Below are 13,722 nucleotides of genomic sequence, written 5' to 3' on the forward strand. Positions count from 1 at the left end.
AAAGGCTCCTTAATGCTCCTTTCTCCCCTTAAACCTATTTATCTTTAGTGTGTAAGCATGCTCACAAGGTTTTCTTTCAGGCATTTTTACTCTCAGCCCATCCTCGTTGCGGGTCCACTGCAACGGTTCTTCTACGCCTAGCATTTCGACGCTTCCAATTTCATAAGGATATAGCGTTAACATGGTGCTAAGCGACTTAATTTCCGCTTCGCCGCCCGGCCAGTTTAGAAGTATTGCGAAGAGCGTATCGCCCTGTGATGTGAAGCGTATATCTTTGCCAGTAAACCGCTCACTGGCTTCCTCTTTAAACTCTCCTCCAATAACCTTTGTGGGTCCTTCCCCATAGACTGTCCATGGTCTTGAGCCGTAAATTGCTCCACCATTAATTTTAAGCCATTCCCCAACATCTAGGAGAATTTTCCGCTGCTCTTCAGGTATTGTTCCGTCTGGTTTTGGTGCTACGTTAAGTAGTAGGCAACCGTTCTTGCTAACTATATCGACTAGATCGCTTATTATCAAACCCGCTGGCTTGTAATCGTGGTCTTTAATTTAGCCCCATGATTTCCTACATATCGACGTATCGGTCTGCCAAAAACTCTGTCTCATAACATCGGATTTTCCACGCTCAATGTCAAGTACAGCAGTACCCTCTGGGAAAGCATTATGCTTGTAGTTTATAACTACGCCAGTGCCCCACTCATACGCACGATTATAGTAATAGGCTGCAAAAAACCTAAGATATGGTTCAAAAACCGGCTGCTCAATCCACCAATCGAACCAGAATATCTGAGGCTTATATTTGTCCACCAGCTCGCAGGCTCGCCTAAGCCAATCGCTTAAGAACTCGTCATCTGGCTGCGTGCTAGACGGCTTTGCAGGACCATAAAAATCATAGTACTTCGGGTCTCTAACATCCGAGTTAAAATGCATCCCGCCCTCAAAGAACCACCAGTGCTCAGCCCTGTGATATGAAACCCCAAAGGCTAATCCCTCTCCGCGGACGGCTTCCGCCAACTCGCCAACTATATCGCGTTTAGGACCCATCCTCACCGAATTCCACCTAGTGTAGCTACAATCGTAGAGAGCGAAGCCATCGTGATGCTCGGCAACTAAAACGACGTATCTGGCACCAGCCTCCCGAAATAGCTTAGCCCAATCTACCGGATCCCAATTCTCGGCTGTGAACATGGGTATAAAATCCTTGTACCCAAACTTGTCATGAGGCCCATATGTCTCCAAATGATGGTAATAGGCTGGATGACCCCTAATATACATGTTTCTTGGATACCATTCGTTCTGGAAAGCTGGCACAGAGTAAACTCCCCAATGGATGAATATGCCGAATTTCGCATCCATATACCATCTTGGAAACCTATACTTCTTTAAGGAATCCCATGTTGGCTTAAATGGTCCTTTAGGTAGATTTGGAAGCCTTAGATTTGCGCTAAACAACATGCTTCACCCCAAACATCGCAAAAATATCAGCTTACATCTTTAGGGATTCCTCTTCCCTCTTAAAGGTTTCCCTTAAGTTTCTGGCAGCCTCCTCCGGCGGCATAGTGTTGATATACATTCCGGTGCTCTTTTCAAATCCAGCCCAAATGGCTAATTTAGGATAAACTTCAATATGCCAGTGATAATGTTTTTCCGGGATCATATGAAAACCAAGGTTGTAGGGAGGATCATTTAATAGGCTTCTTAAACCTCCAAAGCTAATTCTAAGCGCCTCAGCAAGATACCTAGTTTCTTCTCCCGTGAGCTCCAAAATCGATGACTGATGCCTTTTCGGAAATATCCAAAACTCAAATGGATTTATCGGGGCCCATGGTGCGAAAACTAGGAAATCAGCGTTCTCCCATATAAAACGCTCACTTTTAGCTTCCACTTCTATTATCTTGCAGAAAACACAATGTCCCTTCTCCGCATAATGTCTTTCGCTTGCAGATCTCTCCTCCTCTAATATCTTTGGGAGAATCGGTGTCGCTATTATTTGGCTGTGGGCATGCGACAGCGATGCGCCCGCGCTTACGCCATGATTTCTGAAAATCGACACGTACTTCACGTATTCCTTCGACATGAAGAATGAAACTCTGTCTTTTAGCGCATTTAATACATGGGTTAACTGCGTTATTCTAGCTACGCCTAGGTGCTCGTCATGATTCGGCGACTCAATTAAAACTTCGTGGTAGCCAAAGGCTCCCCTAGAGACATGGATATAATCGCCTTGAAAGCTTGAAGAACTCTCTGAGTTTTGTGGTGAAAACGCCGGATAAAGGTTAGGTATGCATCTAATGATCCAGTCCTTTCGGCGATCCCCATTTTTATCGTGGTCTTTCTTTAGCCCATCATCTTCCATGAAATATATCAGTGATGCTGGCGGGGTCAGATGCTCATTACCCGGACAGAATGGGCATATCGCTGCTCTTTTCTCCTCTCTCTGGTTTTCTATAAAGTCTGTGGGCCTCTTTCTCCTCTGTGAGGCGATGACAACCCACCTATCTAAGATATAGTCTTTTCTCAGATCATTCACCATAGCGTTAACCCCATAACCCTTATAAAACCCGGAGTCTTAAGATTTACGCCGTCGAGACAACTAGAGGGTTAAATGACAGTTAAATAGGGTTAGAGAGGGAAACATGGGGGAAATGAGCGAGGTTAAAATAGAGATCTTGAAATTCTTGTGGCAGTTTAATAGACCCGCCCGCTTAAAAGAAATATCTGAAGGAGTTGGTTTAGAAAAACGCTCGGTTAACATGCATCTCCTTAATCTTAAGAGGAAAGGTTATGTGAAGGCGCTCGGCGATGGTCTCTACGCTTTAACGGATTTGGGCAAAGAATTTTTGGGTTTTCCCAAAATTGATGAAAGCTTAGCTAGAAAAATTTTAAGCAAAGTTCCCTTTGAATTCGCTTTTCACTTCTATATTAGGGAGAACGAACCGCTGAACATTTCCTCGGATAGCTTAATTGAATTACGTGATAGAATTAGGGAAATAGACGCAAGATCCTTGGAGTTTCATTTCTTTCGAGGAGATTTCGAGAACTGGATTTCATTTCTAGGCGACTTAGAGCTCGCTAGTAGACTGGAGCTCATAAGAAAATCTGACATCTCTAGCGAGGATCTTAGAGGGAAAATTTACGAATGCATAAAAGCAAGGTGCGACGAGCTCTTAAACCTCTGCGGAATTAAAAATGGCACTTAAAAGACGATAAAAAACTTTGGAAAAATCTTTCCTCATCCTCCTCACTCAATTTTCTCCTAAGGAAAAATGGTCTGCTAACATACGATGTGTATGTTATTGAGTATATGCGGTTCGACTTCGAGCAATACCACGTTAAATTTTTACATAGCATGGTTTTTCTCGTGAATAAGCCGGATTTACTTACACCATACCTATATATGGCGTTGTGCCGCATGATCTTTTTACCCTCACTAGATTGGAAAGCGATATTTTTGTGGCTTTTTCTCAGGTCTTTCCAATAATTCTTCTGAAACCACGCATCCACATCTTTATACGTGTCTTCAAAAATCACGTTTGCCATAGAAAAATACTCTATCGATAGACTTCTACCGATCTCAGCGAATGCAGAAAATTTTTGATCCCTAAATGTCAAATATGTTCTTCCAACGGCGATTTTTCTTTCAGAAAGCAAAAAGCTGGAAGGAACGTTAAAACGAGTGTTTAACGCTGACCATGTCACTGAATCTTCCTCTGTGTGGCACTTAAATGAGCCAAGTATACGTTCAACTATTTTTTCGCCTTCTTCAATAAGTGGCGATAAAGCAAAATGAGCTATGATTATTCGACCACTCTTTTCACAAACCCAAATGTAGGTTGGCTCTTTTAGACCAGATCCGGTTTCGAGAAGCATGGAACGTGCGTTATGAGAAGAAATAAAGATGTTTTCCATAACTTTAGCTTTCACGTCGACTTTCTTTTTTGCGGTCTTCTCAATAGTCTTTCTCGCACTATCAATAAATGATGCGGATATTTCTGCCAAAGATTTGGGCTTTTTCAGGTTAGCTTGCTCCCATTTAACTTCTAAAAACAGGTTTTCCATCTCAAGCCTAAAGTACCCTGAATTTATGTTTCCTCCCTCTGTTGCAAGGCGCATCTCTTCAGGAACTTGAAGCAGGAAACCATTCCAACCTAATTCTTTAAACTTCAAGCGTCTTTATCACCATTGTTGAGATTAATGTAGATAGCATCATGGAATCTGTAAATAGTTATATTACTCAGAAATATTTTTGATCTCCTTTAAATCTTTTTGTTACATATAAGGTTATGCCGAGGGGAAAACTTTGACTTTTAATTTTCCAGTCGCTTTTATTAGCGAGGGCGCGGCTAATATTGTTGTTCCTAACCTTAATGCCTTTAGGAAGGGGCCTTGGGATTACGCTCCTTCTAAGGCACCTGTCTTCTATAACCCTCTCATGAAGCCTTGCAGAGATATCGCTGTTTTGGTTCTTCAATCATATCAAGAATTGGTGAATAGGGAGCTAAGTGTTTCTGAACCGCTGGCTGGTTGTGGTGTTAGAGGGATAAGGTTCGCGAAGGAGGTTAAAGGAATAAACTCGGTTTTTCTTAATGATATAAATGAAATGGCTTATAAAATGGCTAAATATAATGTTCAATTAAATAATCTTGAAGAGAAGGTTTTTGTTTCAAATGAAGATGCAAATTTATTTTTATCGAGATACGCGGCTCCAGCTAAAAGGTTTGACTTCATAGATATAGATCCATTTGGTTCTCCGGTTCCATATATCGACTCAGCCATTAGGGCGCTAAGGGATGGGGGGATGCTGGCTTTAACGGCAACAGATTTAGCTCCACTCTGCGGCGTTTACCCAAAAGTAGCCCTTAGAAAATATGGCGGTTTATCTTTAAAAACCGAATATTCCCATGAGATTGCTATAAGGCTCTTAGCTGGCTGCCTGACAAGTATGGCCGCTAAACATGATGTTGGCATAAAAATATTGTTCAGCCATGCTGCAAGACATTGCATAAGACTATACGCGTTAATCGAGTATGGCGCTAAAAAAGCAGATGGATCTCTAGAAAACATGGGTTACATCTTCCATTGCTTTAAGTGCCTTTATAGAGAACCTACGAAAGGCATGCTTCCCTTAAACCATAGCTCAAGATGCCCCACGTGTAATTCGCCTCTAAAGGCCGCTGGACCCCTATGGCTTGGGGAGATATCTAATAGAGATTTCTGTAAATCCATTGAAGAAAACATGAAGATTATTAAGCATGAAAATGATAAGATTGCGAGGTTAATTTCTCTAATTAAGGAAGAGGCTGAAGCCCCTATCACGTATTATGTTGTCGACAATATCTGTGAGAAAATTAGGGCCCCAACTCCTCCGCTAAAAGAAGTTATCAATAATATTGAAGAGGCAGGTTTCAGAGCTTTCCGCACGCATCTCCATGATAGAGGAATAAAGACTGATGCGCCAGCATCCTTAGTAATTGAAGCCGTTAAGAGAGCTGTGAAAAACAGAGTTTAAAACTAAAACTGCTATCTAATGACTTCTATTACGTCTAAACTGGCGTCAATGGATTTAACTGAATGCGTGATTGTTCCAACTGAAATTATGTCAGGCTCAAGCTTAGCGTATTCCAGTATGTTCTCTCCATTTATCCCACCCGATATTTCAATCAGGACCTTATCGCGGAGACCAATTTCTCTTAAAGACCCAATAACCCTGCGCGCCTCGTCAACCGACATGTTATCCAGCATTATTATCTCCGCCCCAAGTTTAGCCGCCAGCACAGCCTGCTCCGCATCCTTTGCCTCAACCTCAATCTTCTTTGAGAAACTTCCAAATAAACGTGCCCTCTTTAAGGCTTCTTCTAAGCTACCCGCGATGATTATATGGTTATCTTTGATTAAAATTTGATCATCAAGCTTTAATCTATGCGGGTCTCCGCCGCCAACAACTATGGCCCGTTTATCGAAGTATCGTAGTCCGGGGGCGGTTTTCCTTGTTGCAGCTACGCGCACATTAAGTCCAGCTTCCCTTATCTTCTTAACTAGTTTTCTTGTTTCTGTAGCGATTCCACTCATACGGGAAAAAATATTTAATGCCGTTCTCTCAACGGATAGCAGCGCCCTCCCATCCCCCTCGACTATGGCGATAACCGTGTTTGGTGAAACTTCGTCGCCTTCATTCACCAGAAACTCGACTTTCGCATCAACCATGTCAAAAATTGTTTTCAGCTCGCGTAACCCGGCTATGACAGCCGCTTCTTTCACGACTATCTGCGCCCGCACTTTGGTTTCCGGCGGCACTATAAGCTCGGTGGTTATGTCACCTAACCCTATATCTTCCTCAAGGAAAGTCTTAATCTTCTCCTTTAACAGGTCTGTGGGCATGCTCAATAGGGTTCACCATTTTAGCAAACTTATTTTGTTAATAAAGGTTAGTCCCCATTATTAAGTATTATTTAAAGATTACTGATGGGATTAGTCCAAGCACATCTGCCTTCTCCATCGATTATTTCCACCCTAAAATAGGGATAATCAAAGTTCCTTTTAACTTCGAATTTAACTATTCCTTCATCGTTATATTCAATCGTAAATCTCTCATTATTCGTGGTCTCTATAGAGAGTATTTGCCGTGAGTTCTCACCCACATGATCGATGCCTGTAATGGTTTTCTCGCATATTTTTCTTTTCTCCGGATCTCTCCAGCAGTTTAATGTTTCTAGCATTGTATCAAGCGACATAGAAAATCCTTTGCCGTTGGGTGCTATCAAGTTGAGCCTAACAGCTGGTGTTGACTCCACTTGGAGTAGATTCTGCGCATAATGGAAGTAGGTTATTCTTGGAGCCATACTTGCATAAAATCTGCCCACGCCTATAGATTTTAAGGTTTCTTCCAAACGCGTATCACTCACGTTGATCCATATGTATCCGCCGTCAGCGTCTATAGGCGGCCTAACGTATCTATGCGAATCATCAACCGCTAAACCTTTAACATTTCTGTTTGATGAAAGGAGGTTATCCCAGTATACTAGGCCGTATCCCTTAGCCACCTCAACATCGCATCCAGTATTGTAGATTTCTATACCCGTGTAGCCGTTTAACCGAATTAAATCTTCGTACACTAGGTTCGACCAGTACGGATGTGCTATAAATGATAGCCCGCCAGATTCATTAACATAATCTATCAGATCTTGGGGATCACCTATATCCAGCACCTTTGGGTCATTTACCCCTAAAACCACTATGTGGTATGGTTCGCCGAGCCTGCCTCTCCCCCTAGAAACTTCGACGCCAAAACTATAAATGCCTTTAAAAGATTTCACGCTAGTCAATTTCTCGTGATCCGTTATAGACAGAAACATGTAGCCCCTTTTCTCATAAAACTTGGCAATATCTTCCGGGCTGAGCAAGCCGTCTGAAAGGTTACTATGGCAATGCAAAGACCCCTTAAGCCACAACCCTTCACGCATTGAGAACCTAATCATTTCCATAATCCTCTTCTAACGATATTTCCAATAAATAATAGAGAAAGATTTATAACTTATTTCTCTTATTTTGATGAGAAGACTAAGGGCAGTAGGGAATATAGGAGAATAGAGCCGTGGGACATAGGAAAATTAGCGCTCCAAGAAGAGGCTCATTGGCCTACTTACCTAAGGCTAGAGCATCCCATATAGTTGGGAGAATAAGATATTGGCCCGAAGTTAAAGAAGGTCCGGTTTTATTGGGGTTTGCTGGCTACAAATCCGGCATGACTTACACAGTGGTCATTAATGATGAGCCCGGCTCACCGAACTTCGGTAAAGAGGTTGTTCAGCCAGTCACTATTATTGACGCGCCTCCAATGTACGTAGCCGCAATACGTGCATATGTGAAGGATGAAAATCGCCTTAAGGCGTTAACTGAGGTTTGGGCTGACTCGTTGCCCAAAGATATTAGCAGAGTAATAACTCCGCCAAAAGTTAACACTAAAGAAAATCTAGAAAAAATAGAGAAATCACTTGATAAGATCGTAGAATTTAGAGCCTTAGTTGCCACGCAGCCGAAATTAGCAAACATTCCTAAAAAGAAGCCAGATTTGATGGAGATAAAGATAGGCGGAGGAACAATAAAGGAACAATTCGATTACGTGAAGAAAATTTTAGGTAAGACAATATCAGTAGAGGAGGTTTTTAAGGAAGGCCAGTATGTAGACGTCATAGCAGTAACTAAGGGCAAAGGCTTCCAGGGACCGGTAAAAAGGTGGGGTGTAAGAACACTTCAGCATAAAAGCCGTAAGACGGAGCGAGGCGTTGGAACATTAGGTCCGTGGGGTATGAAAAGAGTTATATATACTGTTCCGAGAGCTGGTCAGATGGGTTTCCATCAAAGAACCGAGTATAATAAGCGTATAATGAAAATTGGTAAAGATGGGAAAGAGGTTACGCCTAAGGGGGGCTTCCTACACTATGGACCCGTTAAAGGCCCATATATAATGCTGAGTGGAAGCGTTCCCGGGCCAGCTAAAAGGTTAATAAGGCTTAGATATCCTGCGCGCCCGCCAAAGAAGGCAGTTGAGACGCCGCCACAGATCCTCTTTACTTCACTTGAATCTCAGCAGGGAGTTTAGGGTGGGTATGTGACATGGCGAGGCTCTTTGCTCGAGTTTTTGATCTAGAGGGGAAAGAGGCTGGTAGAATCCGATTACCAGATGTTTTTAGAACCCCTTTTAGACCAGATGTTATAAAACGCGCTGTCATCGCCCTTCAATCCCATAGGCTTCAGCCTAAGGGCAGAGATCCGTACGCTGGAAAAAGGACGACGGCTGAATCATGGGGTGTTGGCCATGGGCTCTCAAGAGTCCCACGTTTAGACACTGGAAGGGCGGCGTTTGCCCCTGGAATCGTTGGAGGAAGGCTTGCTCACCCGCCAGTAGTTGAAAAGAAAATTTATAAGAAGATTCCTAAAAAGGAGAAAAAGCTAGCGCTGCTTTCAGCTATAGCTGCGTCGGCGCAGAGAGACATAGTTAAAGCTAGAGGCCATATAGTTGACAATGTTCCGGAAATACCCTTAGTCGTCGTGGACGACCTCGAAAGCATAAAGAAGGCGAAGGATTTAAGAAGCGCGCTAATAAACCTTGGCGTTTGGTCAGATGTTGAAAGGGTTATTGAGAGCGTGAAGGTTCGAAGCGGTAAGGGTAAAATGCGTGGTAGGAGAAAAAAGATGGCTGTTGGACCGCTAATAGTTGTGTCTAAAGATGATGGCATATTTAGGGCTGCCAGAAATATTCCAGGAGTAAATGTTGTTTATATTAAGGATTTAAATCCTGAGTTATTGGCTCCCGGCGCCCATCCAGGGAGACTAACGATTTGGACTAGATCTAGTATTGAGGAACTTAGAAAAACTATTTTAGTTAAAGAGGTGGATTGAGAATGGATCCTCATGAAATCATCATCTACCCGCTTGTAACTGAGGTTACAAGCCGCTTAATCGAGAAAGAAAATAAGATAGTTTTCATTGTAAGTCGAAAGGCAACTAAAGGCGACATAAAAAGGGCCGTTGAAGAGCTATATCAGGTCAGAGTTAGTAGCGTTAATACGTCGATAACTAGGGAAGGAACTAAGAAAGCTTATGTGAAGCTGACTGAAGAGTATAGTGCGACGGATTTAGCGGTTAAGCTAGGTATATTCTAGTAGGTGAGAGTGAAATGGGGAAAAGAATACTGGTTCAAAGGAGAGGAAGAGGCTCCTCAACGTTTAGGGCCTCAACGCATAAACGCGTTGCCCCAGCGAAATATCCAAATCTGTCAAAAATCAATATATTTAATACTGTTCTGAAGGGACAGATATTAGAGTTAATTCATGACCCTGGCAGAGGCGCTCCATTAGCCCATATAGAGCTCGAAAGCGGGGAAAGATATTATACCGTGGCTCCGGAAGGGATTCATGAAGGGCAAATAATAGAGGTTGGCGGAAAGGCATCAATAAATGTTGGCAACATTCTTCCAGTTGGAGTAATCCCCGAAGGCACGACAATATGCAACATAGAGACGTTACCCGGTGATGGAGGAAGACTTGTACGTGCTTCTGGAGCGTACGCCACGGTGATATCGCATACTCCTGAAGGGACGCTTATATCTCTTCCATCAGGTAAAACCCGCTACATTAACGATTCATGTTTAGCAACGATAGGTGTCGTAGCGGCATCTGGCCGAGTAGAAAAGCCTTTTGTAAAAGCTGGCAAAAAATTCCACTTGATGAGAGCAAAGGGGCATAAGTATCCAAGGGTGCGTGGCAGAGCGATGATAGCCGCTTTGCATCCTTTTGGAAGCGGTAGAAGAGGGGCTAGAAAACCTACAACAGTTTCTCGTAATGCACCTCCTGGAAGAAAAGTTGGTCTAATAGCTGCTAAGAGGGCTGGCAGGAGAAAGAGAAAGTAGCCCTTATACTCCTTCTTTTAGAGCTGAGCGCAACTCTTATTAATTGTCGGAAAAGAAAAATAAGAGAATAGGTGATAGCATGGTTAAAATGCGGTTCGCTGTGATTCTCCCCTTCGGCGATATCTATGACACAAAGAACCTGATTCTCATGAGACAATTGGGCTGTACAGATGTTATAGGTCACGGGCCTCCAACGCCAAAAGGCTCGGAAGTCTGGGAGTACGGAGACATAGTCCAAATTAAGAGACATGTTGAAAGCTATGGTTTAAAGCTGGAGGTGCTTGAAGACGGCCCTCCGATAGAGAAGATAATATATAATCTGCCAGGAAAAGAGCAGCAGCTCGAAAACTTCTGTAAATCGTTAGAGAACTTGGGTAAGGCAGGTATAAAGGTTATAAAGCCGCAACATATGCCTCCGGTTCCAAACATGATTTGGAGGACTGAGATTGATAAGCCGACTAGAGGAGGGGCAACTTCAACAGCCTTCGATTACAGCCTTGTTAAGGATATCCCGCCAACCGTTAGATTCGGCTCATATAGGGAAGAGGACATTTGGAAGAACCTTGAGTACTTCCTGAAGAATGTTGTTCCAACGGCCGAGGAAGCTGGCGTTGTAATAACGTTTCATCCGGATGACCCTCCAATATCTCCTATTCAAGGTTTTCCGCGAATACTTAGAAGCGTAGAAGCTTTCGATAAGCTACTCAATATTGTTCCTAGCGATAACGTTGGCGTATGTTTCTGCCAGGGATGTTTCGCGGAAATGGGAGTTGATGTTCCAGCAGCAATAAGGCATTTTGGTAGAAAAAAGAAAATTTTCTTTGCCCACTTTAGAAACGTTGTAGGTTCAGTACATGAGCCCGGCGGCTTTCAAGAAATCTTCCACGATGATCCGGCTGGTAGAGTCGATATGTTTGAAGCCATGAAAGCCTACTATGAGGTTGGGTTTGAGGGGCCTATGAGACCTGACCATGCGCCAAAAACCATAGCTGACCTGCTCTTCGAATGTCTCCTTGGAGGGCACCCCGGATACTACATGATAGGAAAGGTTCTTGCCCTCGGATATATGAAGGGGCTTGCTGAAGCTATCGAGAAAACATTCTTTAAAGAAAAATATTAGAAATCCTATTATTTTCTTTTTCTCCCTTTTCTTCCTAGGAACGTTTTTCAAGGAATTTTTCCAATAGATCTGGTCTAGGTGGATAGGCCTCTCTTAAAGGTATTCCTGAAGCTATCATTCTTCTGATAGCGTCCTCTTTAATCTCAACCTCGCTAGCCTTCACAGCTATTTCTTTAGCCTTCTCCCTCGGTACGGCTATAACCCCGTCCGCATCGCCCATTATTATGTCCCCCGGCCTTATGTGAACCCCCGCACATACAATGTCGCCGTTAACTTTGTACGGTACAATTACACCTCCTATATGTTCAGGCGTTGTGTTCCTTGCAAACACGGGGAAATTAAGCTTCATTATATATGGGCTGTCCCTTATACCTCCATCCGTAACTATGCCCGCGGCGCCTTTAACCTTAAAGCCGAATGTTATGCAGTCGCCGAATACCCCTACGTCGCTTCTGCCAAGTGCTGCCGCAACTATTACTTCTCCGCCTCTAATTGAGTCATATGCCTCGTGAACAGCGTTTCCTTTAAATCCCTCTTTGCTTGCCTCTTCGTATGTTATATATTGTATCGTTAAAGCGGGACCTACAACCTTCATGTCGGGCAGCAAAGGTTTTACTCCAGAAAGCAGGTACCTGGCCCTTGATTCTCCTAAAAGACTGTAAGCTGTTGCGACGGAAGCTCTGCTTAGCAACCTTAAAATTTCACTTAAATTAAGTTCTCCCTCAATCACTTTTAAATCCTCCCCATGCTAATTGGAAGTTTAGAGACATTTATAAGGTAGAGGGATATCGCTTTAAGCGTTTTGTCCAATATTTTCCGGCAGGTCTAAGTGGATACAAAAGCATCAACGTTTCTCATCATCTGTTTGACAATAATTTTATTACCTAGTCCTCTAATCTTTTTAGGCTAGGTCGATTAGGTATGGGGAAAACGCTCTCAGAAAAGATATTTAGCTTTGCGTCCGGGAAGGATGTTTATGCTGGCGACATCGTGATAGCAAAGGTTGACGCAGCTATGGCTCATGATGGAACCGCGCTTCTAGCAATCGAAGCCTTTAAAGAAATGGGTGGTAAAAATCTTTGGGATCCGTCAAAGGTTGTTTTAGCCATAGACCATGTTGCCCCCAGCTCTAATGAAAATTTCTCAAGAGTACACAAGGTTATGCGTGAATTTGCACGTATGTATGGAGCCGTTCTCTACGAGGCTGGATCTGGAATATGCCACCAAATCATGGTTGAATCCGGGCTTGTCTATCCAGGGTCGCTTATTGTTGGCGCGGACTCGCATACATGCACGTATGGCGCTTTAGGAGCCTTCGCAACAGGTATAGGTTCAACAGAGATGGCGGCGGTGTTCATGTCTGGACGGTTATGGTTTAAGGTTCCGGAAACCTTAAAGATTGAAGTGGATGGCTCTTTATCACCGATGGTTTTGCCCAAAGACGTCATATTAAAAATAATTGGGATTGTTGGAGCTGATGGTGCAACATATAAAGCCATAGAATATCGCGGGGCGGCGGTTAGGGAAATGAGCGTTGATGGGCGCTTAACATTATGTAACATGGCTGTTGAAATGGGCGCTAAAACCGGCATGGTGGAGCCCGATAACAAAACACTGGAATTTATACGCGGTTTAGGAAATAAGGAATATAGAGCGTTGAAGAGCGATGAGGATGCTGAGTATGCTGAGAAAATTAACCTTAACGTTTCAGACCTTGAGCCCATGATCAGCTGTCCACACGCGGTTGATAATGTGAAACCTGTTAAGGATGTCGAAGGAAAGGAGGTTGATCAAGTGTTTCTCGGCTCATGTACGAATGGGCGCCTAGAGGATTTAAGAATAGCGGCTGAAATACTTAAGGGGAGAAAGATTAAGGAGAGCGTTCGCATGATAGTGGCTCCCGCATCCAAAAGCATATATCTGCAAGCTCTAAAGGAGGGGTTAATAGAAATCTTTGTGAGGGCGGGCTGCATAGTTTGCAACCCGGGATGCGGGCCATGCGCGGGTGCGCATCAAGGGATACTTGCCCCGGGAGAGGTATGCTTATCAACTTCTAACAGAAACTTTAAGGGTAGAATGGGCAGTACCGATGCGGAAATATATTTGGCTTCTCCGGCAACAGCGGCGGTGACTGCCCTAGAAGGAAAAATAACCGACCCGAGAATATTATTGAGGCGTTAGGAGGCGAGTGCCG

14 protein-coding genes and 1 pseudogene are annotated in these 13,722 nt (G+C 43.4%); 8 read left to right on the forward strand and 7 right to left on the reverse strand.

The genetic code is table 11. From position 1 onward, the window contains the following. Positions 1-9: 9 nt before the first annotated feature. The 3 genes and pseudogenes from QXR61_03650 to QXR61_03660 form a co-directional block, all read right to left on the reverse strand. Complete coding sequence (locus QXR61_03650; protein ID MEM3757042.1) at positions 10-417, reverse strand: alpha-L-fucosidase C-terminal domain-containing protein; 408 nt, start codon at positions 415-417, stop codon at positions 10-12. Continuing rightward, positions 391-1,455: pseudogene (locus QXR61_03655) on the reverse strand (alpha-L-fucosidase). The gene QXR61_03650 and the pseudogene QXR61_03655 overlap by 27 nt, the downstream one beginning before the upstream one ends. A gap of 31 nt (positions 1,456-1,486) precedes the next feature. Further along, on the reverse strand, positions 1,487-2,533 hold the full coding sequence (locus tag QXR61_03660) for a DUF4921 family protein (GenBank protein MEM3757043.1): 1,047 nt from the start codon (positions 2,531-2,533) through the stop codon (positions 1,487-1,489). A gap of 103 nt (positions 2,534-2,636) precedes the next feature. On the opposite strand from QXR61_03660, the gene QXR61_03665 reads away from it, so the two are divergent. Then, the gene (locus QXR61_03665) at positions 2,637-3,200 is read left to right on the forward strand and encodes a DUF5752 family protein (GenBank protein MEM3757044.1); all 564 of its coding nucleotides are present in this window, start codon (positions 2,637-2,639) and stop codon (positions 3,198-3,200) included. On the opposite strand, the gene QXR61_03670 is transcribed toward QXR61_03665, so the two are convergent. After that, positions 3,184-4,167, reverse strand: a complete 984-nt coding sequence (locus QXR61_03670; GenBank protein MEM3757045.1) for a hypothetical protein — start codon at positions 4,165-4,167, stop codon at positions 3,184-3,186. The genes QXR61_03665 and QXR61_03670 overlap by 17 nt on opposite strands. Before the next feature lie 133 nt (positions 4,168-4,300). Here QXR61_03670 and QXR61_03675 point away from each other — a divergent pair, with 133 nt between their 5' ends. After that, on the forward strand, positions 4,301-5,509 hold the full coding sequence (locus QXR61_03675; protein ID MEM3757046.1) for a tRNA (guanine(10)-N(2))-dimethyltransferase: 1,209 nt from the start codon (positions 4,301-4,303) through the stop codon (positions 5,507-5,509). A gap of 11 nt (positions 5,510-5,520) precedes the next feature. On the opposite strand, the gene nadC is transcribed toward QXR61_03675, so the two are convergent. Then, complete coding sequence (nadC, locus tag QXR61_03680; GenBank protein MEM3757047.1) at positions 5,521-6,378, reverse strand: carboxylating nicotinate-nucleotide diphosphorylase; 858 nt, start codon at positions 6,376-6,378, stop codon at positions 5,521-5,523. Between the two features lie 71 nt (positions 6,379-6,449). Then, positions 6,450-7,481, reverse strand: coding sequence for a hypothetical protein (locus QXR61_03685; GenBank protein ID MEM3757048.1), 1,032 nt, complete (start codon positions 7,479-7,481; stop codon positions 6,450-6,452). Positions 7,482-7,591: 110 nt separating this feature from the next. On the opposite strand from QXR61_03685, the gene QXR61_03690 reads away from it, so the two are divergent. The 5 genes from QXR61_03690 (at position 7,592) to QXR61_03710 (ending at position 11,528) form a co-directional block, all read left to right on the forward strand. After that, on the forward strand, positions 7,592-8,599 hold the full coding sequence (locus QXR61_03690; GenBank protein ID MEM3757049.1) for a 50S ribosomal protein L3: 1,008 nt from the start codon (positions 7,592-7,594) through the stop codon (positions 8,597-8,599). A gap of 14 nt (positions 8,600-8,613) precedes the next feature. Next, positions 8,614-9,399 (forward strand): 50S ribosomal protein L4, encoded by a 786-nt coding sequence (gene rpl4p, locus QXR61_03695; GenBank protein ID MEM3757050.1) that lies wholly within the window; start codon positions 8,614-8,616, stop codon positions 9,397-9,399. Positions 9,400-9,401: 2 nt separating this feature from the next. Then, entirely contained in the window at positions 9,402-9,662 is a 261-nt protein-coding gene (locus tag QXR61_03700) for a 50S ribosomal protein L23 (protein ID MEM3757051.1), read from the forward strand. Between the two features lie 14 nt (positions 9,663-9,676). Further along, entirely contained in the window at positions 9,677-10,408 is a 732-nt protein-coding gene (locus tag QXR61_03705) for a 50S ribosomal protein L2 (protein ID MEM3757052.1), read from the forward strand. 79 nt (positions 10,409-10,487) lie between these two features. Beyond that, the gene (locus tag QXR61_03710) at positions 10,488-11,528 is read left to right on the forward strand and encodes a mannonate dehydratase (protein ID MEM3757053.1); all 1,041 of its coding nucleotides are present in this window, start codon (positions 10,488-10,490) and stop codon (positions 11,526-11,528) included. Positions 11,529-11,562: 34 nt separating this feature from the next. Here QXR61_03710 and QXR61_03715 read toward each other — a convergent pair whose 3' ends face one another. After that, positions 11,563-12,258, reverse strand: a complete 696-nt coding sequence (locus tag QXR61_03715) for a hypothetical protein (protein MEM3757054.1) — start codon at positions 12,256-12,258, stop codon at positions 11,563-11,565. A gap of 191 nt (positions 12,259-12,449) precedes the next feature. Here QXR61_03715 and hacA point away from each other — a divergent pair, with 191 nt between their 5' ends. Beyond that, positions 12,450-13,709 carry a homoaconitase large subunit gene (gene hacA / locus QXR61_03720; protein ID MEM3757055.1) on the forward strand — a complete coding sequence of 420 codons (1,260 nt, stop codon included), beginning with the start codon at positions 12,450-12,452 and terminating at the stop codon, positions 13,707-13,709. Positions 13,710-13,722 lie beyond the last annotated feature (13 nt).

The organism is Candidatus Bathyarchaeia archaeon (genome assembly GCA_038882715.1).
Lineage (GTDB): Archaea > Thermoproteota > Bathyarchaeia > Bathyarchaeales > DTEX01 > DTEX01.